This window comes from Streptomyces sp. NPDC042100 (genome assembly GCF_055582325.1).
In genome coordinates, this window is record NZ_JBVJDK010000023.1 from 17,060 (window position 1) to 36,847 (window position 19,788).

Consider the following 19,788-nt stretch of genomic DNA (forward strand, 5'->3'; position numbering starts at 1 on the left):
CGGCGGTCACCGCCAGGCCCCGGCCGACGGGTCGGGTGAAGTCGTCGAGAACCGTCTGCACGATCTGTTCGTCCAGGCCGGGCTGAACGCGTCGACAGCCGACTTCCGCCATCGCTCGCCCCGCCCACACCAGCATCCGACCCGAGACCACTCCAACGACAGCCAGCGCACACCACCGCACCACCCTGACCGTCCACCACCGCTGAGCACACCGCGTCACCGACGGCCATCACACGACCAACCACCACCGCCCCCGGCCGACCCGGCCGGGGGCTTCGTGCGTCCTGGAGGAGTTCGCCGTGCCCACGTACGAGACCCTGCCGCGCTTCACCGCCGACCTTCACCGCCTCGCCCCGGAACAACGCCGCAAGTTCCGTCAGACCGTGGCCGCCTTCGTCGAGGACCTGCGCGCCGGAGGACGCTTCCGCGCCGGCCTCCGCATCAAGCGTGTTCAACGGGCGACCGGGATCTACGAACTCACCTGGTCCATGGGCGCCGGCCCCGCAGGACGCGCCACGTGGCAATACGGACCAGCACGTCGTCCTGACACCCCGCACGTGATCTGGCGTCGCATCGGCACCCACGACATCCTCACCGGCCCGTAGCGCCTCACCGGGGCGCGTCCGCGTCGGAAGGCGGAGTGCCCGCGGCCTTGTGCCGATGGGGTGGATCGAGGGCGTCATCATGTGATCAGCGCGCACGACCTTGCGCGGCTGCATCTCGTTGGGTGGGACATGAAGCTGACTGGTAAGCCCGGCGGGGTCGAGGCGCTGGCGGAGGAGGCCGTCGTCGCGGCGTGCACGCTGGCCGACGCGGCCGACCCGGCGCGGTGGAGCGCGGACGCGGTGGAGGATGCGGCCGCTGCCCTGGAGATCCTGGCCGGTGCGCTCGCCCAGCTCGATCCCGAGTGCGCGGAGATCCTCTCCGTCGTGCCGATCGCCGCGGCCGCCGTCATCGAGCGCGCTGAACAGGCGGCGGCCGGGACGAGTGAATCCGTCGGCGGCAGGGCGACGGCCGGGACGAGCGCGGCGCTGCGCCAGGCACTCGCCGCCTGCGGCCTGACCCGGCACCGTGTCCACCAGCTCGGTGCCGCGCTGGTCACCGTGACGCTGGACGCACCCGAAGCGCAGGTCCTGGCGGTGCTTCTCGGGCGAAGTGCCGCGCTCCCCCGGCAGGCGCGGCACGGGGACGATGATGGCTGGGGGGCCGGGCCAGCGGAGACCGCTGCCGCCTCGCTCGGTGACGCCCTCTGCTCCCACGGCGCAGGTGCGTACGCGCGGGTCCTGGCCTCGGGACAGGTGAGCGCCGGCCTCACCCCGCAGGCGGCCCGGTCGGTGGTCGCGGCCCTGACCGCCCGGCCCGGCGGCGCGTCACCCGGCAAACGGCGCGGGCTCGGTCCAGGGTTCAAGGGTGTCGCCTCACGCTGACTGCCCGAGCCGCTGCAGCCGACCATCGGGGGCCAGCCCCGTCGGACCGGTGGTCTGGGGTTGCCCGTGCTGGCCTGCCCGCCATCTGAGGGTAGGGCTGGCCCTCACAAGGAGGACCAGCCCCAATCGGCTAGTTGGAGTGCCTCAGTCGCTGCGCGGCCTGCTCCAGGATGGCTGCGAGCTGCAGCCGTGCCACATCGTTGATTCCACGGACGAAGTCCGCCGCCACCGCCGCAGGGGTGCCAGCGCGCTCGACGTATCGGCGCAGGAATTGGCTGCGTTCAATCTCGCTCAGCGTGGCCAGCGCGTGGTCCATGGCGGAGCCGCCATCGGCCCAGAGAGGCGAGTCGTCGGTCTGCTCGAGGGCAGGGTCGGTCCCTTGGTACGAGGATCGTGGTTCCGGGACGTCGACGGTGTTTGCCTGTTCCGCGTGCGCCGAGCCTGTGGTGTTCCGTTGCGTCTGGGGGTTATCACGGCGTGATAGGTCGGTCCCTGCGGCCGTTGTCGCTGCGGCCTCCGCCGGGGCCAGGGTGCTCTGGGCGGGACCCGGGGTATCACGGCGTGATACCCCGCGCTTTGCAGCTGCTCGCTGTTCGCTTGCCCTGGCGCGCTCGTCAGCTTTCTCCTTCTGTTGCGCGTGGGTCAGCTTCGACAGGTTGCGCACCTGCTCGGCTGTGCGGCGGCCCTCGACTAGGTCTGCCTGCAGGGCGGGGGCCAGGTCGAGGATGGACAGCTTGGAGGAGATGGTGGACTGGCCGATGCCCAGCCGCTTGGCCGCTTTGTTCTGGGAGCCGTAGAACTTGACGAGGCTCTTGAGGGCGTTGGCCTGTTCAATGGGGTTCATGTCGTCGCGGTGGACGTTGGCCACGAACGCGGCTTCGAGCAGGGTTTCGTCGGTGGCGACGAGCTTGTTGTTGACGCTGACCCGGATGGTCTCCCTACCGGCGATCCTCGCGGCTTCGTGGCGGCGGTGCCCGTCGACGACGACGTACTGGGTTCCCTCATCCAGGTCGCCGGCCCGCTCGGGCCTCTCGGCCAGGTAGGCGTCAACGGTGGCGATGGTGATGGAGTTGACGAGGCCGATCTCGCGGATGCTGTCGGCCAGGCCCTCGAGGTCGCGGAGCTCGGCTCGGGGGTTGTCGGGGTTCCGGCTGATGAGGTTGAGCGGGAGTTCGGTCGGGTCCGGGACTCCTTCGGTGGGTGCGCCGGTGGCGGCGCCGATTGCGGCGCGGCGGGCGCTGATGGGGCGGGCCTGCGCGAAGGATGCTCCTGCGCCGAGGTTTTTGGCCTTGCTCACTTGCTGATCTCCCGGGCGAGGGCTCGGAGGGCGACGGACTGCTCGCACCGGGGTGCGTAGGCGAGGAGGGGGCGCTTGGCGCGGACCGCTTCCTTCTGCTCCTTGAGGTCCCCGATGACTCCGACGACGCGGGGATCCTTTATGTCCATCCAGGACTGGAGGGAGGAGGTGGCGATGTAGCCGCGGCGGGCGTCGTAGTGGTTGACGACGAGGCCGAGGTAGTCGATGTCGAGGGCGAGGTCGCCGCGCATGTCCTCGATCTGGGAGGTGAGCAGGCCGTAGGCGTCGGCGCTGCTGTCTTCGGCCTGGACGATGATCAGGACGCCGCTGTTGCCGGTTTCCTCGTTGTCGCGGCGGCGTCCGTAGTAGGAGGCGGCGTCCATGCTGAGGCCGAGGCTCGGGGGGCAGTCGATGAGGATGACGTCGTAGTCGGCTTCGACTGTGCGGAGGGCGCGCTCGAGGGCGGCTTCGCGGGCTCGGACGGAGGCGAGGCGGACGTCGAGGAGGAAGGCGTCGGTGCAGGCGGGCAGGAGGTGCAGCCGGTCACCGAAGCGGTCTTCGGCGACGGTGACGATCAGGTCGACGAGTTCGCCCTTGCCTTCGCCGGCCATGTGGTTGGTGAGGGAGTCCTCGCCCATGGGCAGCGGCTCCTGGCCGAGCTGTTTGGTGAGGTGACCCTGGGGGTCGAAGTCGACCAGGAGGACGCGGTGCCCTAGGCCGGGGAGGTCTTCCAGGGCGAGTGGATCGTCCGCGCGGTCGTCGTCCTCGAGGAGAGCGGCGAAGTGCTTGGAGACACGGACCGGGACGAGGGCGGCGGGGTCTTCTGCGAGGGCTTCGCCAAGGCCTGCGGTCATGGCGGTCTTGCCGACGCCGCCCTTCTGGTTGCAGACGACCATGCGTCGGACGGTCGTGGGGCGCTTGACCTCGGGGACGGGGTTGTTGGCGAGCCAGAGGGTGACGGCTTGCGCGATGCCCTGGGTGAGGGAGACTCCGCGCGCCTTGCAGTCGGTTCGGAATCCGTCCCACAGGCCGGCGGGGAGGAAGGTGGCGTAGGACTCGGCGCCTGATGTGTCGACGGGAGCCGGGTTCGAACCCAGCCCGCACCAGGCGGTGATGCCCGATTCGACTGCGTTCTGCATGTCCAGGCCGTGCAGGGCGGCTCTGACCTTGAGGTCTTGCCGGAGGGCGGCAGGGAGCTTGGTGACGACCTTCTCCCGGTCGCCACTGGTGTCAGGTGACGTCATGGGCGTCACTCTACTAACGAGATAGATCAACTTCAGCCAACGACGCGTTAGGAAGCTAACGGCCAGGTTGGGTTATCACGGCGTGATAACCCAGGACACGTGAACTGCAGCGCGCCACCGGACAATGCGAGCTGATACCGACACGACTCAGCCCCGCGAGCTATCACGCCGTGATAACCCCCATGGCCGCCACAACGAGTGGAAGCCCTGACGCGCTAAGGCGCAGCACCCCGCAAACGCGAAAAGGCCCGGCGCCTCCGCAGTTGGTCGCGGAGACTCCGGGCTTTGGGCTATCAGGCCGCCCAGACCGCAGGCACGCCTTCCTCAGGGTTGGGAGCTGACGGCGGCCACCGGGGCCGCCGGGTGCCGCATAGCGGTGATTGGGACGGCTCCGGGTTCGGTGCTGGGTGACCAGGTCATGGGCCAGGGGTCGTCCTGCTCGGATCCGCCGCCGTGGTCCGGGTGCGGGCTGCGTGAGAAGACGCGTGACAGTGGAGGGCTCGCGGGATGCGGGGGATGACATCGTCGGGGTCGTCGCTGGGGTAGAAGCACCAGCGGGTCCAGGTGTGGACACGCTGCATGTAGAGGGCGGCAGCGTGGATAGCGGTGGCCCAGCGGTGGTGTCCGAGGAGGACGAAGAGCGCGGGGTGGTCTCCGGGTTCGGCGTCCAGGGCGCGCCGGCCGGTGATGTGCAGGCCACCGAGGACCGGGGTGAAGCCGAGGGCAGCCGGGTCCCGGCCAGGGATCCAGATCCGTTCCGCGGCGCGCATGGTGCCGTCGTCGCCCGCGCTGGTCACGAGGTCGTACAGGCCGGTGGTGGTCATGCGCTCGCCCCGGTGTCGGTGGCCTTGAGGACGCGGGGGAGATGGACGTGGAGGTGTTGGACGTCGACCTGGCGGCCGCGCGCACGGAGTTCCCGAGCAAGGAGTTCGGTGAGGCCGGCGGCCCTGTGCTTCCCGCCCGCACAGCCCAGAGCGATGCGCCGGGGGCCGGCGGGGAGGTCGGCGTAGTCGGCGAGGTTGGCGAGCAGTTCGCGGGCGCCGGGGGTGTTGAGGACGATGTCCTGGACACGGGTGTCGAGGCCGTCGAGGTCGAGGATGCCACGAGCGGCGGCTGGGTCGCGGAGGCGATCGCGGACATCCTCGATCCGGTCGGCGGCGGGCGGAACGGGGGAGCCGTCCGGGTCGGTGGGCAGGTGCAGGTAACCAAACGAAATCAGACGGATGGGGCGCAAGGGAGTCTCCTGCTCAAGACGAAGGCGGGAACGGGGGGCGCGCCCGGTGAGGCCGCCTTGGGCGGCCTCACCGGGCGCGGGGTGTGGTGCGGTGGGGTCAGCAGGTAGTGCGCAGGGCGGCGTTGAAGATGCCGGCGTGGTCAAAGGCGAGCGGCCGGGGGAGTTCGGTCAGGGGCCGCCGGCGGGCGTCGCGCGCGTCGTCTCCGGCGGCGGCCTGGATGTCGGCGGGGCCGCACGGGTCGCGGTCGGGCTGGATCCAGACGCCGACCAGGCGCAGCTCGTCCTCGGTCACGCGGATGCCGGTCTCTTCCTCCAGCTCGCGGACGGCGGCCCGGAAGCCGGTCTCCCCGCGGACGACGTGCCCGCCGGGGAGCGCCCAGTGGCCCTCGTAGGGCTCCCAGGCGCGTTTGATGAGCAGGACGCGGCCGTCTGTCGGCGGTGTAGCGGATGTTCTCGGGGGGCGGCCGTTGTCAGTCTTTCTGGTCGGGGTCGTGGGTGGACCGGGTGCGGGTCTCGTGGGTGTGGATCAGGTCGGTGATGGCGTCGGCGTGTTCGGCGATGCCGACCCAGGTGCCGGCCTCGGTGAAGACGGGCACGCTGTCGCTCTCGGGGTCGAGGACGACGAGGTAGGGGCCGTAGCGGTCGAGGGTCATCTCGGCGAGGTCCCGGGCGGGCGCGGGGGCCAGGAGCTCCAGGGCGTCGACGTCGAGGCGCGGGCCGGTCTCGGTGTGCGGGCCGGGCAGGACGAGGTGTCCGCCGACACGCAGCAGGTCGCCGGGCCGCATCACGTTGAGCAGCGCGTGCGCGAGGTGCGGGTCGGCGGTGCGGCAGGCGAAGACGGTCTCGTCGGCGGCGTCGTCGGTGGGCGAGGAGATCACCCGGAACCGCGCGGTGAGGCCGTCGTCGCCGGGGACGGGGAGCTCGTCGAGGTAGCCGTCGAGGACCAGGGGTATCGCGGTCACGGGTCAGCCCGCCTTCCGGGCCGGCGCGGCCGGGTGGGCGGCGGCGTACTCGTCCAGGACCGTCTTGGACGGCAGACCCCGGTCGGCGACCTGGTGCCCGTGGGCGCGCGCCCAGGTCCGGATCCGGGCGAGCTCGTCCCGGCTGTAGGTGCCGCTGGTGCCGGTGCGGATTGGGGTGGGCGCGGTGGCGGCCGTCGTGGTGGTGCGGGTGCCGGACTTCACGGCGCGCAGCTCCTGCTCGGCCTTCTCCAGCGCCTGGCGGGCCTTGGCGACGCGGGCCTCCGCCTCGCGTTGCGCGGCCTCGCCCTCGCGGCGGGCGGACAGCTCGGTGAGGACGGTGGTGATGCGGGCGGCGCTCTTGCGGACCGAGGCGGCCGGGTGCGCGGCCGCCCACTCGATCAGCTTCTGGAGGGAGTCGGAGCCCGGAAGCGGGACGACGGGCACGTCGATCACGGGGGTCATGGACGTGCGGGGGAGGTCGAGGACCTTGTCGGCGATGAGGTCGCTCAGCTCGGCCTCGGTCAGGCCGGTGGCCTCGCGGATGTCCTGCTCGCTGGCGCCGTTGGCGTGCATCGACAGGGCGACGGCCTCGTGCGCGGAGCGGGTCGAACCGGTGGCGGGGCTGGGGTTGGTGGTCATGGGTGCGTCTCCGGTCTCCGGGAGGAGGGGGAAGAGGTCGGTGAGGGAGTCGGGGTCGTCGGGGAGGCCGAGGACGTCCAGGAGCTGGGCCAGGTCGTCCTTGTCGTGGGCGCGGCGGGCGACGGTGCGGGCGGCTGCGCCCTGTTCGTCGGCGGTGTTGGCGTTCAGGGCCAGGGACTGGGCCTTGGCGCTCTCGGTGAAGTCGTCGAACACGGCGGCCTCCTACGCGGCGGCGGTGTCGGTGGTGGTCGGGCGCGGGCGGCGCTGGGCGAGGAGGAGGACCTCGCGGTTGCGGCGCTGCTGCTCGGGGGTGAGCCGGCTGGGCCGGGGGCCGTCGCGGTGCCACAGCGGCGAGGCCGGCGGCTCGGGGTAGGCCAGGGTGTGGTCGACGGAGTGGTCGGTGTCGCTCACAGGTGCCTCCAGTGGGAGGAGTTCAGGCGTGGTCCTTGCCCTTGCCGCTCTTGGGCGGATCGGAGACGAACCGGGCTGCGCCCGGGTTGGCGGCGTTCCAGCTCTCCGCGCACGTCTTGTGCACGGGCTCGCCGTCGTGGGAGCGCAGCGGGGTGAACTGGCGGCACAGCACGCACCGCTCGGACCGGGCGAAGTGCGAGGCGTCGCGCCAGTCAAGAAGTCGGACCGGCGCGGCGGTCGGCTCGGGCGGTGGGGGTGTCGTGCCGCGGGTGGTCATGGCCGGAAGTCGGGGAGCTGGTCGAGGACGCGCTCCAGGAGGTCCGGTGTCGGGCGCCAGGGGCCGAGCTGTCCGGGCGCGGGGACCGGCAGGGCGAGCTCCTGGACGTCCGCGAGCTCGAGGTGCCAGGCCCCGGGGATCGACCACGGCGTGCAGGGATCCAGCAGTGCCGGCCGGGTCCTGGTGGCAGTCGGTCAGTCGGGCGATGCCGATGACGGCGCCGGTGTGCAGGTCGCGGCCGCGGATCGCGGTGGCGACCAGCGGGTCACGCAGCAGCGCGGGCTCCGGCTTCGCCTTCCCGGCGTGGATAAGCACCCAGCCGCGCCACGGCCAGGGCACGGGCCTGTTCTCGATGTTCTTGCCGGCCAGGACGCAGGTGGCCCAGGGCTGGCGGATCGTGATGCCCCGCACCCAGGTGCCCGGGTCGGCGGGGAGAGTCGAGTCGCTCATGCCGCCCGTCCCCACGTGGCCGTGCCCGGGCGGCCGAGGCGCCGGCCGTTGAGGGAGGGGACCGTGGCGTGCTCGGCGGTAGCGAGGACCGGGCGGCCGGTGTGCTTGCCGTCGTACAGGGCGGCGTCGGCGGTCCGCTGCAACGCGGTCAGGTCGCGGGTGCCGAGGGCACCGGTGGCTGCGGCGCCGACCGAGGCGGCGACGCCGACGGTGCGGCCGTCGTCCAGAACGACGGGCGTGTGCAGCATCCGGACCATCTGCGCGAGGCGCTGCTCCAGAAGCGCGGGGGGCACCTGGACGACGGCGGCGAACTCATCGCCTCCCAGACGGCCGACGGACGCGCGCGGGCCCGCCCACGCGGTGAGCCGGGCGGCGGTCGCGGCCAGGACGGCGTCCCCGGCCGGGTGCCCGAAGTCGTCGTTCACGGCCTTGAAGTGGTCCTGGTCGACCATGACCACGGCCAGGTCGTCGCGGCGGGTCAGCAGCCGGCGGGCGCGGGCGGTGTAGGAGTCGCGGCGCAGCAGCCCGGTCAGCGGGTCCTTCTGCGTGGCGGCGAGCCGCTTGTGCAGGGCGACCGCGTGTACCGCCCAGCCGGTCAGCGGCAGGGCCGCGGTCGTCAGGAGGAGTGCGCGCTGCCCGATTCGGGCCTGTGTGCGCAGGACGGAGTCCATACTGGGATCTCTCCCTCTCGTCTCGTACGGGGTGGGAAGGCCCGGGGCAGGCGGACTGGTTTGGACGCCGAGGTGTGCCTGTCCCGGGGCGGATCTACAGCTCGAAGTCGCCGTCGTCGGCGCGGGTGAAGCTGTACGGGTCGTTCCAGCGGCCGGCGGTCGCCGCCTTCCAGTCGAGCTCCCAGCCGGGCCGGTAGCCGCGCGCCGTCCAGCCGTCCGGCCGGCTGCCGGAGACCTCGAGGCCGGCCTGCCGTGCGGCGGCGGCCTGGTCGTAGACCTCGTGGGCGATCCGTACGGCGGCGCTGCGGCTGTCGGCGTGGCCGGTGAAGACGTGCACACCGCGCAGGCCGGCGGTGTTCCTTATCGGGACGTCGACCTCGTAGAGGGGGAGCAGGGTCATGACGTCCATCTCCTTTCGTTCTTCTCGGCGGTGAGGGACCACCGCGACCGCCCCGGCCTGCGTCGAACGGGGCCGGGGCGGCACGGAAGGCCATCACCCGCTACGGCGCGGACGGCTCCTCGGCGTGGACCTCGTAGACGTCGATGACGTCCTCGCCGCCGGACCAGGTGCCGGGGGCGTGGCGGATGTAGACGATGTGCAGCGGGGCGCCGTCGCGGGCGGCGACGTCGTACTCGTGGACCAGGTGCTTCTTGTGGGCCAAGCGGACCGCCGGGGCCACGGACCGGGCGGGAATCCGCGACGGGAACGGCAGCAGGCGGGCTCCGTTGACGGTGGTGTACTGCAGGGCCTGGCGCGGCCAGAGGCGGGCGGCGTTCATCGCGCCGTGCTCGCGCAGGGCCTGGAAGTGGGAGTCGTAGTACGCCTTCGCGGTGGCGGACATGGCCATGAGCGGATCTCCTTCGGCGTTCCGGTCGAGTCAGAAGTCGAGCTGGATCGTGATGGGGGTGCGGCGGTCGCCGTAGTCGCGGCGGGGGTTGTGGACGGTGCGGCGGTGCGCGGCGTACCCGGCGCTTCCGCCCTGTACCGGCAGGTGACAGTCCGGGCACCCGTGCGCCCACTCATCCCCGGCGGGAAGGTCGGCCGGGGTGAGCGGGTGGGGGTGCGGGCCGTCGGCGGCGCGGCTCATTCGCGGACCGCCGCGGTGTACTGCTCTTCCAGGTCGGCGCGGCCGTAGGGGTCGGCGTCCATGCCAGCCGCGTGGTCGTCGGCCTCCTGGTCGACGTCGTCGTAGGCGCCATGGACGTCGCAGACGATGTCGTCGCGGTGGTCCAGGCCGCCGGTGAGCGCTCGGTGCAGGCAGGTGGCGCTGTAGGCCGGCGTCCAGGCGGTGCCGTTGCACTCGGGGTCGAATGGGCACGGCACGCGCACGTCGAACCCGATGTCGCCTTCGCCGTCGACGTCCAGGCGCAGGGCGAGGGTGAGGTGCTGCTGGCCGAGGCGGATCTCGCCGACGCGGTCGCCGCCGGCGATGTCGGAGTCGTCGTGCCACCGCCACATCGGCAGGATCTCCTCGCCGAAGAACCGGCGTACGAGGAGCAGGTGGCCCAGGCCGTCGCCGCCGTCCAGGCCGAGGTCGGCCTGGCGGGCCTCGTTCAGGCGCCGCAGGTACGGCTCCAGCCGGTTCAGGTCGTGGGCGAAGAGGACCTGGGTGAAGCCCTCCCGGGCGAGGTTCTGGTGGGAGAAGGCCATCGCCTCGTGCTGGCGCCGGACGACGTCGTCGGGCACGCGCCGGCTGGCCGGGCGCGGGTGCTGGCGCTGGAGACACAGCGACAGCGGCGTGGAGACGACGACCGCGGCCGTCGGCACGCCGTACTTCTTCGCCGTCATCACCAGCTCGGCCCTGACGGTCTCCTCCACGTTCGTCGCGTCGATGACCGTGTTCAGGCGGCGGGCCATCCGGCGCTCCAGGATGAGCTTGAGGACCTCGGCGGCGTCGGCGGTGGCGGCCTGGTCGCCCGGGTCGTCGCCGACCGTTCCCCTCAGAGCGTCGAGGGAGAGGACCTGGGAGGCCGGCCAGGTGCGGGCCAGGGTGCTCTTCCCGGCGCCGCTGGCACCGATCAGCACCACGAGCGCATTCTCCGGAAGGTGCGGCTGGGTCTGGCTCACGTGTCGTCTCCTTGCGGTTCAAGGGCGCGGGCGGCCCAGGTCATGCGCGGCCCGGCGTTGTCGGTGATCAGGGCGGCGGCCTCGTGCAGGGAGCGGGAGGCGACGCCGTCGCGGTAGGGCTCGAAGTGCTCCGACCGGCGGGCGGCGGTGCTGACGAGCTGGGCGAGCGTGGGGAAGAGGCCGCCGGGAACGGCGATGTCCTCCTGGAGCTCGCGCAGGATCGCGGTGAGCTCGGGGGCGTCGAGGTCGTCGGCGGTCAGGTCGTCCTCGATCTGCTGGAGGGCGAGCTGGGCGATGCCGAGCGAGGCGCGCACCCGGTCCAGGCGGGTGCGGGGGCGTCCGGTCACCGGGTCTTCGCCCCGATGGTGGCGACCAGCGCGGCGGCCGTCTCCCAGCCGTGGTGCCAGGCGCTGTCCAGGCAGTACGCGCCGTTGATTCCGTGCGAGGCGAGGCGCCAGAAGTTGCCCTTGCCGGTCTTCTCCGCGAGCGTCTCCATCAGCCCTCCCTCCACCCGGCGGTCCGCGGCGTAGTGCGTGACGACCGACAGGGCGAGCGCGGCCGCGGCGGCGCCGGGGTGCAGCCGGATGCCCAGGACGCGGGCGCCGGCCCCGACCGCGAGGGCCTGGGTGGCGGAGTAGGTCAGGCAGTGCCAGGCGCACGCCTTGATGCCGTCCGACGTTCCGTGGACGGTCGGCTCGTCGTCCGGGTCGTCGGTGGTGAGGTACACGGGCTTGTCGTCGGTGGCGCCCTTGACCCGGGCGCAGTAGTCGCTCTGGACCCAGTGGTCGCCGACGTTGGACCCGGCGCGGCCCAGGGCGAGGACGGCGGCGAAGAACGCGGGGCGGTGCGTCATGGTGGAGGTGGTCATGTCAGTCCCCTTCTGGCCGGGCTGTCCGGCTCCCCGTCACCACCCGGTCCGCGCGCGGCGGTACGGGTGGATCAGGCAACCGTCAGATCTGCTCGGTGGCGGGCCCGTCGACCGGAGCTGTCAGCTGTTCGTCTGCTGAGGTGCGGCGGCTTCGAAGTCGTCCTGCCACTTCTGGGCGTCGAATCCGGCAGCGGTCGCGGCGTCGTAGGCGAAGGCGCCGATCTCGCCGCTGTCCAGCTGCTCGGCGACGTCGGCGACGATCTCGGCGGCGAGCCGGGGGTCGGCGCGGTGCAGCGCTTCGAGGTAGCGGTAGGCGCTCCAGGCCATGACGCCCGCGGTCACGTGGGCGGCGAAGGCCTTGTGTGAGGTGCCGTCGTCCTCGAAGAGGTCGTGGGTGGAGCGCATCGTCTGCCGCAGGAGCTCCTTGGCGGTCGCGGATGTGGTGTGGGGGGCGGCGGCGGTACGCCGGGTCATGGGCACTGCGGCGAGTTCCTGGCCGGTGGGGGGCGTGGTCAGGGAGTCGTTCCAGAGCGTGCGGGCCTCGTCGAGGGTGTCGGCGAGGCTGGGGCCGAAGCCGTCGGGTCGGGCGCGCAGGGGCATTTGCGCGCCGATGAAGTCGAGGCCGATCAGGAGCGCGGCCCCCGGGTTGGTCCAGACGCGGAGGCGGACGTCGGCGGCGGCGAAGCGGGCCAGGAGGCGGGTGTCGAGTGCGGGGAAGGCCCGCTCGGTGGTCTGGGCGGTCTCGCGGATCACGTCGAGGAATTTGTCGCGCCAGGCGATGTAGCTCTGGTTGGTGTCGACGGCGGCGGTCATCTCGCCGTGGGGGGCGGTGAAGTGGATGCGGCCGTCGGAGAGGGCCACGGTGACCGGGTCGCTGCCGGGCTGGTCCTGCAGCCATCGGCGGAGCGCGGGCAGCGCGCGGGCCGGCAGGGTGCGGGCGAGCGGCGTTCCGTCCAGGCCGTTGTGGGCGTAGCGGGCGGCGGCCAGGGTGTACCGGTCGCTGGCGACGGCGTAGAGGTAGGTGCTGTCGGCTTCCAGGCGGATCCCGTGGAGGACCGGGAGGGTCGCGTCGCCGATGTGGTCGGCGACGCGCGTGATGAGGCGGTCGAGCTGGTGGGCGTTGAGGGTCACGGGCATGTGGAGCTCCTTGGGGCGGAGTTGGGGTTTGCGGGTGCCGTCGTTGTCGATGGCCGGCGGTGTCACGGGGCGCTCCGGCCGGCCTGCAGGGTGCGGGTTGGGCAGCCTCTCGGGTCACGCGGCGAGCCGGTGGGCCGGCGCCGGGGGAGCGGTGTAGGAGGTGGGGTCGGCGGGCTCCTGGTCGCCGGGGCGCAGGCCCATCTCGCGCAGCTGGCGGCGGGTCGCGAGCCCGGGGTCGGCCTGGTGCCACCGGAAGACCGGCAGCGAGCCGTCGCCGGGGTCGTTCGGTCGACGTGGACCAGGTCCTCGTCCTGGTCGTCCATCACCTGCTCCAGGCACCGGGCAGCCGGGAGGGGCGCCGCGGACGCGGGCGTCCGGTCCGGCGGCGGGGGCGGAGTGCGGGCGTGGATGTCCTCCAGCGGGGGGGGGAGAGGGCGGGTGGCGCTGTGCCTCGGCAGGCCTTCGTCGCCGGGGTGTGAGGCCGGGTCAGAGGGCGGCGGAGACGACGAGGAGGATCAGGGCGGCGGATCCGCCGATCAGGAGGGTGGCTCCGGCGGAGGCCCACCAGTAGTGGCCCATCGTCTTCTCGTCGCGGAGGTCGCTGAGGGCGTCGGCGATGCGGGCGTGGAGGACGGCCAGCGGGGGCAGGGCGGCGTACCAACGGCCCAGGCGGTCTATCTGGCCGGCGAGTTCGCCGTCGGGGAAGTGGCCGCCGTGGACTGCCTGGCGGTGGGCGGTGCCCTCGACCGCCAGGTCGTCGAGGTGGCGGACGACGGGGCTGGTGGTGCGGCAGATGGTGCAGCGGTAGCGGTATCGGCGCACGGTGGTCGGTCTCCCGGGTGTGGATGGTTTGGGAACGGGTGTGCAGGCCGGACGGCCTGGCTCGCCCCCGAGCGCGCGCGTTCGGGGGCGAGCCAGGTGGTCCGGAGCGGGTTACAGGCCGCGGGCGTCGGCGAGGTGCGCGGCTTGGTCGAGCATGCGGAGCGGGACACGTGCGGTGCTGTGCGCGTCGTTGAAGGACGGCACGGAATCGACGTGCTCGCCGAAGGTGCGGCGGATCGCGTCCAGGAGGACGGTGACGGCGTCGGATTCCAGGCCGCTGTCGCCGCAGGCTTCGGTCCGGATGGCGCCCAGCAGGCAGAGGGCGCCGTCCTTGCCGGTCAGGGCTCCGGAGCACCAGCCGCCGGTGAGCAGCCGGTGGTGGGCGCGCTGCAGGAGGGCCGCGACCGGGGTCGTGTGCGGGTGCGGCGGTGGGGCGGGGCCGGTGTCGACGAGGCCGGTGATGACGTCGGCGAGGTCGAGGGGTTCGGTGGAGATGTGTGCGGTGTTGACCTCGAAGGCGATCTTGGCCTCGTCGAGGCGGAGGGTCATCACCGTGCTGGTGAAGGCGAGGCGTTCTTCGAAGGTCAGCTCCGGCGGCGGGGCGGGTGGGGTGGTCTGGTCGGTTGCGGGGCGGGTGGGGTGCATCGGGGCCTCCTGGCGGTGTCGAAGGCGTGGCGGGGTGGCGTGGCATGGCCTTCGGCGCTGGTGGCCGGGGGCGGGGGCGGGTCAGAGGCTGGCGATCCAGCCGCTGACGGTGCTGATCGCGGTGGTGATGAGCGGGGCGGCGCCGGTGGAGGCGAGGAAGAAGCCGAATCCGGCGCAGGCGACGGCGTGCCAGAGGTGTACGGAGCCGTTGCGGACGAGGGTGACGGTGATGAGGGCGAGCAGGACGACGGCGGAGATCGAGACGGCCATGGCGGTGTGCCTCTTTCGCGGGAGCGCGGGCAGGGCCCGGCCGGTGGCCGGGCCCTGCGGGGGTGTGGGGAGGTGGGGGCGGGGGTGCGGGGGGGTCAGACGCCGGAGAGGTTCTTGATGGCTTCCAGTGCCTGGCGGGGCGAGGTGACCGTGTCGCGGCGCGCGGCGGACCCGCCGCCACGGCGCGGTCCGCCTCCGCTCTTCTTGTGGGCACCGTCGTCGTCGTACGTGTCGTCGTCCGGTTCGGGGCCGAACTCGCCGGGCCGGGGCGGTACGGTCCAGTCGAACCACAGGTCCCGCGCCTCGAGTTCGCGGATCTCGTAGTCGGTCAGGGTGGCGACCGTGTCGGGGAAGTAGCCGTCGATACCGGCCTTGAAGTCCATGAACAGGGTGCGCAGGACGTCGGGCTGGGTGCCTTCCACGATCCAGCCCGCGCCGCCGGTGTTGGAGTCGGCGGGGGGCTCGGGTTCGCCGCGCATCACCCGCTCGATCCGGCCGGCTTCGGCGGGGGAGAAGGAGCGGGGGAGCGGTTCCGGCGCGTTCGCGGCGGGGATGCCCAGGGCCTTGAACATCTCGCCGACCTTCTTCGGTGCGACCTTGAGGACGACCGGGATGCAGTTCTCGCGGAGGTTCTCGCACAGCAGCTGCGTGAACCCGTCCTGGACGTAGATGGACTGGCCGGCCACCTTCAGGCCGACGGCATACTTGCGGCCCTTGACCGAGACGAGCTCGGCGAGGTCCATGATCTCCGCGCCGTAGTCGCCGTTGCGGGCGGCGGAGAGGAACTCGTCGAGGTAAGCGGACAGCATCCGGTAGGGGCAGCCCGGGCGGGTGGGGTCCCATTCGTGGACCTCGCCGTCCTCCCACGGCATCGTGCCGCGGATCTCCATGAGGGCGACGAGGACCCTCAGGAGGCGGATCATGTAGAGCGCGCCGACGCCGTAGCGGGCGCTGTGCCGGCCGAGGGCGGCGGTCTTCTCGTCGGGGGCTTCGGTGGCGAGCATGACCACGGCGCCGAAGAGGGCGTCGGCGGCGACGTGCAGGCCCATGAGCTGGGTCTTGCCGCCGCCGGAGGGGGCGACGAACAGGCCGTGGGCTGCGCCGCGGTCGGTGTAGACGCGGTTGCGGGCGGGCTGGCCGTTGCCGAGGAAGCCGGTCACCCAGCGGCCGTCCTTGTCCGGGGTGAGCAGTTCGCGGGTGGCGGGGAAGATCTGCGCCAGCGGCGAGCTGTCCCAGAGGGAGACGAGGATCTGGTTGCCGTCGACGGTGACGAACAGCCGGCCTTCGTCGTACTTGGTCTTCAGGGCGGCGGCGAGGGCGTGCTGGTTGACGCGCGGTTCGCCCGCGTCGTCGGGGACCTGGGCGATGTAGTGGGTGACCTGGCGGGTGTGGTCGCGGACTTCCTTGACGAACTGGGAGCCGGGCACCGGGCCGCCGGCGGCGCCGATCCGGTCGGCCCACCACTCGTGGGCGGTGGGGGTCTTGCGGCGGCGCTCGTTCGCGTCGGGGGTGAGGTCGACTTCCTTCCAGGCGGGGCCGCCCTCGCGCCCGTACTGCCGGACGACCTCCCTGATGGTGACGTCGGTGACGTCGACGCTGAACGCGGCGGCGACCGCTTCGGGGGTGAGGCCGGAGATCGGCCGTCCGGCCTCGGAGGCGCGCAGCAGCAGCGACAGGTCGTTGGGCATGCCGTGGTGCGGGGTGGCCTTGACGACGATGGTGCGGCCGGGCATGCCGCGGGTCTCCCACAGCCAGCGGACCTGCCGGGTGAAGGAGTCGGCGCCGTCGGCCGGCTGCGCGGGGGAGGGCCCGGGCTGCGCGGGCTGGAGCTGCGGGGCGGGGGCCGGGGCGGCGAGTGCGGGACGGTGGTGGCGGCGGGTGTGGCGGGTGAACGGCATCACGAGCAGGCCGGCCGCCGCCCACCCGGCCGCCAGCAGGACGTCCAGGCAGTAGGGGCCGAGGCCGATCGTGTTGCGGGCGGCGACGTCGATGGCCGCGGCGGCCACGAGCGGGGACCAGCGCAGAATCCTGCGGCCCGCGCCGGGCTTGTCGCTCTTGCGGGCGAGGATCCAGCCGCCGATGCCGGCGGCGCCCGCCAGTTGCACGACGGTGTGGACGGGGCTGTCGGGGGCGAGGTTCGGGGCCGCGGCGAGGACGGGGGCGGCGAGGGTGTAGAGGGCGCGCTCCAGGGCGACGCTGCGCGGCACGGGCACAGAGGTGTTCCCTTCGGGGATGGTGATGGGCGGCCCGCCGTCGGTGGCGGGCCGCCCATCGAGGCGATGTGCGGAGGGGCGGGAGTCAGTGGGCGAGGAACCCGGGCTTGGGGGTGCGCTCGGGGCGCCCGGAGCGGATGGTGTCCAGGGCCTCGTACAGCCGCGCGTGCGTACGCCGCGCGTCCGCGGCCAGGGCGGACACCTCCTGGGCCGTCTCGTGGAGCTTCTGGACTTCGGCGGCCGCGCCGCCGAGGGCGACGGCCACCTGGTTGGTCATCTCGACGAACTTGCGGTCGAGTTCGGCGTTGGCGATGTCGACGGCCAGCCCCTCCGTGCGCTGGGCGTTGGTCCGCATGCCGAGCAGCAGCTGCTCCAGTTCGCCGCCGGCCACGTCCATCGCGGTGACGAAGATCTTGAGTTTGTGCTGGACGGCCTTGTAGCGGTTGTCGCCGTCGGTGCTGGGCCTGAGGTCGCTCACGGGGTGTCTCCTGTCTTCTAGTCGTGGTGGGCGGCGGCGGAGGCCTGGGCCAGGCCCGCGTCGTCCATGGCCTGGATGTCCTGGCCGTAGACACGGCCGACGGAGGTGGCGGCGATCCGGGCGGCCTCGGAGGCCACCTCGCACTCGGTCGCGCACCGCTCGGCGAACCGCCGCATCTGGTCGGAGGCATCGGCCAGGTCCGTGACCCGGTCGACGAACTCGGTGGCGATGTTGTGGTCGCCGACCAGGTCCGCGGCCATGTCCCGCAGGGCGTCGGCGACCTTGCCGAGCGCGCCGGCCAGCTCCTGGGCGCGGTCCTTGTCGAGCGCGGCGGCGATCGCGATGTTCACGATCTCCATCAGGTACTCGCCGAAGGTGATGTCGGTGCGGTGCTGCGCGGCCATGCCGGTCTGGCCCGCGGAGGGCTTGCTGACCTCCGATGCCATCGGGTCCTCCTGTGTGGTGGGTCGGGTGGTTCCGGGACGCTGGGTATGGGGCTCGGGGGCCGGGGGCAGGCTCGCCGGGCTTGAGGCGGCGGACCGGAACGGGTCGGCGGAGTCGTCGACGATGACCGCGTCCGGGATGTCGTCCTCTTCCCCCTGGGAGGACGGTCCGGCCGGCCGGTCGGGGCGGTCCATCGTGAAGCCGAAGTCCTCCGGCCTCGCCGTGCCGGACGCCTCCTGGTCTTCCTCGGGCGGGTCCTCGGTGAGCTTCAGGAGGAAGTCCTTGAGCCACTCCTTGAAGGACCAGGCCTTGCCCTCGGCGCCCTCGGCGTCGGCGTCGTCGCCGCCGTCGTTGGCATCGTCGGCGGCGTCGTTGTCGTCCGTGCCCGGCGGGTCCTCGGCGGCTTCGGACGCGGGGCCGTCTGCCGCCGCGTCGCCGTCCTTCGGATCCGTGTCATCGGAACCGCCGGAGGGCTTCTGGCCCGCCTCCTGGGCGCCGTCCGGCTTGCCCCCCGGGCCGCTGACGGCAGGTTCGGGGGCTTCCTTGGATCCCTTGTCGACCGCGGTCCCGGGGGCATCACCACCGGCCGGCTCCTTGGCTTCCCCGTCGGCCGGGGCACCCTTCGCGGCCTTGTCCTCACGCGCCGCGCGGCGCTTGTCCCAGCGCCGCTGCGCTTCATCCGCGACGGCCGCGCCGAGGGTGGTGCGGCCCTCGGCGGCCTCGGCGGCTTTGGCGGCCTCCCGTTTCGCCCGCCGCTCGGCTTTCGCCTTGCGGCGTTCCTCGCGCGCCGCCTGCCGATTGGCGCGGTCCTGGTCGCGGTCCTTGCTGCGGTCCGCGAGCCCGGCGGCCTGGTCGGCGCCGCGCCGCTGGTCGCGGGCGGCCTGGCGGGCGGCGGCCCGTTCCTGGCGGCCGCGGGCCCGTTCGGCCCGAGGGCTGGTGGCCGGCGAGTTGTGCGTCCTGCCGCCGTCGCCCTTCGAGCCGCCCTTGCCGCCTCCGGAGCCGCCCGAGCCATTCTTGCCGCCGGAGCCGCTCGAACTGCCCTTGCCAGAACCGGACTTGCCGGAGCCGCCAGAGCCGTTCTGGCGGCCCCTGGAGCCCCCGGACGGCTCATTGCCCTTGGAAGGGCCCCCACGGCCGCCAGAGGAGCGATCAGAGCCCTTCCCGGTACCCTTGGGGGAGTTGCCGCCCCCGGAGCCGCGCCCGGTGCCGCCGAACCCGTTCGTTCCCGAGCCCCGGCCGCCGCCGGTGCCGCCGCCTCCGCGCGAGCCGCCCCCGCCGCCGGCCTTCGAGCGACCGCCCTTGTCGGCGCCCATGCCGGAGCTGGAGGACCGCGCCGCGTCGGCCTTGCCGCGCGCCGCCGCCTTGTCGGCTTTCGCCTTCATCTGGGCGGTGTGGAGTTTGGCGTTCTGCTCCATCATCGCGGTTTCCTGCGCGGTGCGGGCCTCGATAAGCGCGGCCTTACGCGCTATCTCCGCTTCCCGGAACGGCGCTTCCCCGGCGTGCCGCTCGCGCGCCACCTCCAGCCGGTATTCCAGCCAGTCACCGAGCCTGTCGGCGAGAGAACGAGGCTGGACGTATTCACCTTCCTCATATTCTCCGCCGCCGGGGTCCGGCGCGTCGGGCATTCCCGTTTCCCGCAAAGCGGTCTCCGGAGAAATAGGCCCGCGAATTGCCGGAAGTTCCATTGTCGTCTCCGCCGGGGACTCCGGCGGGACAACGCCGCCGGAGCCGCTGTCGGGCGGTTCGGAATAAAAGAGATCCCCGCCGTCGGGAGCGTCCGGCATTCCGCCGGAATCGCCGCCGCGGGTGGGGAGGCTGATCACGTTGCTGTCGGTGTCGTCGGACACGCGACCCCTCCTCCTGGGCTTGACAGTCGGCCCCGGCCTCGCGTACACGCGTGCGCGGCACGCGCGGCACGCGTCACGCGCGGCACGCGTTAGGACCGCCGAAGGGCCGCCCCGAGAGTCGGAGACAGCCCTTCGTGCGGGGCGCGGGGAGCTAGCCGTGGTGACGGCCGTAGACGTTGTGCAGGGCGAGCGCGACCTCACGGATGAAGTCCGTGTTCCCTTCGCGGTAAGCCTGCGTGCCTCGGATATTCACAAGCCGAAGCCAGTAGTAGAAGGTGCCGAGGTCGTTTCCGTGCTGAGCAATCAGATCCTTCTTGATTTTCCGCTCGTGTTCCGCACGGTTGAATGACTTCCGCTCTGCTTTCGTGAGCGGTCGACCTGCAC

Annotated in this window: 26 protein-coding genes and 2 pseudogenes; 3 read left to right on the plus strand and 25 right to left on the minus strand. The window is 72.6% G+C overall.

Annotated features, from left to right (window positions below; all coding sequences use genetic code 11):
* The first annotated feature begins 299 nt into the window (after window positions 1-299).
* Window positions 300-605: a hypothetical protein gene (locus ACZ6J5_RS33665; RefSeq protein WP_469397734.1), complete on the plus strand. Its 306-nt coding sequence runs from the start codon at window positions 300-302 to the stop codon at window positions 603-605.
* 129 nt (window positions 606-734) lie between these two features.
* Window positions 735-1,427: a hypothetical protein gene (locus ACZ6J5_RS33670; protein WP_469397735.1), complete on the plus strand. Its 693-nt coding sequence runs from the start codon at window positions 735-737 to the stop codon at window positions 1,425-1,427.
* A gap of 130 nt (window positions 1,428-1,557) precedes the next feature.
* Here ACZ6J5_RS33670 and ACZ6J5_RS33675 read toward each other — a convergent pair whose 3' ends face one another.
* From ACZ6J5_RS33675 to ACZ6J5_RS33795, 25 genes and pseudogenes are all read right to left on the minus strand, one after another.
* Entirely contained in the window at window positions 1,558-2,724 is a 1,167-nt protein-coding gene (locus ACZ6J5_RS33675) for a ParB/RepB/Spo0J family partition protein (protein WP_469397736.1), read from the minus strand.
* Window positions 2,721-3,968, minus strand: coding sequence for a ParA family protein (locus ACZ6J5_RS33680; protein ID WP_469397737.1), 1,248 nt, complete (start codon window positions 3,966-3,968; stop codon window positions 2,721-2,723). The genes ACZ6J5_RS33675 and ACZ6J5_RS33680 overlap by 4 nt, the downstream gene beginning before the upstream one ends.
* A 416-nt stretch (window positions 3,969-4,384) precedes the next feature.
* The gene (locus ACZ6J5_RS33685) at window positions 4,385-4,792 is read right to left on the minus strand and encodes a hypothetical protein (RefSeq protein WP_469397738.1); all 408 of its coding nucleotides are present in this window, start codon (window positions 4,790-4,792) and stop codon (window positions 4,385-4,387) included.
* Window positions 4,789-5,202 carry a RapZ C-terminal domain-containing protein gene (locus ACZ6J5_RS33690; protein ID WP_469397739.1) on the minus strand — a complete coding sequence of 138 codons (414 nt, stop codon included), beginning with the start codon at window positions 5,200-5,202 and terminating at the stop codon, window positions 4,789-4,791. The genes ACZ6J5_RS33685 and ACZ6J5_RS33690 overlap by 4 nt, the downstream gene beginning before the upstream one ends.
* Window positions 5,203-5,299: 97 nt before the next feature.
* Window positions 5,300-5,494 carry an NUDIX hydrolase gene (locus ACZ6J5_RS33695; protein ID WP_469397740.1) on the minus strand — a complete coding sequence of 65 codons (195 nt, stop codon included), beginning with the start codon at window positions 5,492-5,494 and terminating at the stop codon, window positions 5,300-5,302.
* A gap of 24 nt (window positions 5,495-5,518) precedes the next feature.
* Window positions 5,519-5,620, minus strand: a pseudogene (locus tag ACZ6J5_RS33700) (NUDIX domain-containing protein); the annotation flags it as partial.
* A gap of 52 nt (window positions 5,621-5,672) precedes the next feature.
* A complete protein-coding gene (locus tag ACZ6J5_RS33705) occupies window positions 5,673-6,164 on the minus strand; it encodes a hypothetical protein (RefSeq protein WP_469397741.1) in 492 nt (163 codons plus the stop codon).
* 3 nt (window positions 6,165-6,167) lie between these two features.
* The gene (locus ACZ6J5_RS33710; RefSeq protein WP_469397742.1) at window positions 6,168-7,016 is read right to left on the minus strand and encodes an Lsr2 family DNA-binding protein; all 849 of its coding nucleotides are present in this window, start codon (window positions 7,014-7,016) and stop codon (window positions 6,168-6,170) included.
* 9 nt (window positions 7,017-7,025) lie between these two features.
* Window positions 7,026-7,214 (minus strand): hypothetical protein, encoded by a 189-nt coding sequence (locus ACZ6J5_RS33715; RefSeq protein WP_469397743.1) that lies wholly within the window; start codon window positions 7,212-7,214, stop codon window positions 7,026-7,028.
* 22 nt (window positions 7,215-7,236) lie between these two features.
* Entirely contained in the window at window positions 7,237-7,491 is a 255-nt protein-coding gene (locus ACZ6J5_RS33720; protein WP_469397744.1) for a hypothetical protein, read from the minus strand.
* A pseudogene (locus tag ACZ6J5_RS33725) lies at window positions 7,488-7,941 on the minus strand (ASCH domain-containing protein). Before ACZ6J5_RS33725 ends, ACZ6J5_RS33720 begins: the two are co-directional and overlap by 4 nt.
* Window positions 7,938-8,612, minus strand: a complete 675-nt coding sequence (locus ACZ6J5_RS33730) for a diguanylate cyclase domain-containing protein (protein ID WP_469397745.1) — start codon at window positions 8,610-8,612, stop codon at window positions 7,938-7,940. Before ACZ6J5_RS33730 ends, ACZ6J5_RS33725 begins: the two are co-directional and overlap by 4 nt.
* Window positions 8,613-8,706: 94 nt before the next feature.
* Entirely contained in the window at window positions 8,707-9,012 is a 306-nt protein-coding gene (locus tag ACZ6J5_RS33735; RefSeq protein ID WP_469397746.1) for a hypothetical protein, read from the minus strand.
* 100 nt (window positions 9,013-9,112) lie between these two features.
* Entirely contained in the window at window positions 9,113-9,460 is a 348-nt protein-coding gene (locus ACZ6J5_RS33740) for a hypothetical protein (protein ID WP_469397747.1), read from the minus strand.
* Window positions 9,461-9,490: 30 nt separating this feature from the next.
* Window positions 9,491-9,700: a hypothetical protein gene (locus ACZ6J5_RS33745; protein WP_469397748.1), complete on the minus strand. Its 210-nt coding sequence runs from the start codon at window positions 9,698-9,700 to the stop codon at window positions 9,491-9,493.
* Window positions 9,697-10,680 carry an AAA family ATPase gene (locus ACZ6J5_RS33750; protein ID WP_469397749.1) on the minus strand — a complete coding sequence of 328 codons (984 nt, stop codon included), beginning with the start codon at window positions 10,678-10,680 and terminating at the stop codon, window positions 9,697-9,699. The genes ACZ6J5_RS33745 and ACZ6J5_RS33750 overlap by 4 nt, the downstream gene beginning before the upstream one ends.
* Window positions 10,677-11,027, minus strand: coding sequence for a hypothetical protein (locus ACZ6J5_RS33755; RefSeq protein WP_469397750.1), 351 nt, complete (start codon window positions 11,025-11,027; stop codon window positions 10,677-10,679). The genes ACZ6J5_RS33750 and ACZ6J5_RS33755 overlap by 4 nt, the downstream gene beginning before the upstream one ends.
* The gene (locus ACZ6J5_RS33760; protein WP_469397751.1) at window positions 11,024-11,548 is read right to left on the minus strand and encodes a hypothetical protein; all 525 of its coding nucleotides are present in this window, start codon (window positions 11,546-11,548) and stop codon (window positions 11,024-11,026) included. Before ACZ6J5_RS33760 ends, ACZ6J5_RS33755 begins: the two co-directional genes overlap by 4 nt.
* 120 nt (window positions 11,549-11,668) lie before the next feature.
* On the minus strand, window positions 11,669-12,751 hold the full coding sequence (locus ACZ6J5_RS33765) for a DNA polymerase III subunit beta family protein (RefSeq protein WP_469397752.1): 1,083 nt from the start codon (window positions 12,749-12,751) through the stop codon (window positions 11,669-11,671).
* 420 nt (window positions 12,752-13,171) lie between these two features.
* Window positions 13,172-13,507: a hypothetical protein gene (locus tag ACZ6J5_RS33770; RefSeq protein WP_469397753.1), complete on the minus strand. Its 336-nt coding sequence runs from the start codon at window positions 13,505-13,507 to the stop codon at window positions 13,172-13,174.
* Between the two features lie 111 nt (window positions 13,508-13,618).
* Window positions 13,619-14,152, minus strand: coding sequence for a DUF6197 family protein (locus tag ACZ6J5_RS33775; protein WP_469397754.1), 534 nt, complete (start codon window positions 14,150-14,152; stop codon window positions 13,619-13,621).
* An 81-nt stretch (window positions 14,153-14,233) separates the two neighbouring features.
* Window positions 14,234-14,422, minus strand: a complete 189-nt coding sequence (locus tag ACZ6J5_RS33780) for a hypothetical protein (RefSeq protein WP_469397755.1) — start codon at window positions 14,420-14,422, stop codon at window positions 14,234-14,236.
* Between the two features lie 95 nt (window positions 14,423-14,517).
* A complete protein-coding gene (locus tag ACZ6J5_RS33785; RefSeq protein WP_469397756.1) occupies window positions 14,518-16,635 on the minus strand; it encodes a chromosome segregation protein ParM in 2,118 nt (705 codons plus the stop codon).
* An 85-nt stretch (window positions 16,636-16,720) separates the two neighbouring features.
* Complete coding sequence (locus ACZ6J5_RS33790) at window positions 16,721-17,113, minus strand: conjugal transfer protein TraB (protein WP_469397757.1); 393 nt, start codon at window positions 17,111-17,113, stop codon at window positions 16,721-16,723.
* 17 nt (window positions 17,114-17,130) lie between these two features.
* Complete coding sequence (locus ACZ6J5_RS33795) at window positions 17,131-19,404, minus strand: ATP/GTP-binding protein (RefSeq protein ID WP_469397758.1); 2,274 nt, start codon at window positions 19,402-19,404, stop codon at window positions 17,131-17,133.
* A gap of 157 nt (window positions 19,405-19,561) precedes the next feature.
* On the opposite strand from ACZ6J5_RS33795, the gene ACZ6J5_RS33800 reads away from it, so the two are divergent.
* The gene (locus ACZ6J5_RS33800; RefSeq protein WP_469397759.1) at window positions 19,562-19,753 is read left to right on the plus strand and encodes a hypothetical protein; all 192 of its coding nucleotides are present in this window, start codon (window positions 19,562-19,564) and stop codon (window positions 19,751-19,753) included.
* Window positions 19,754-19,788 lie beyond the last annotated feature (35 nt).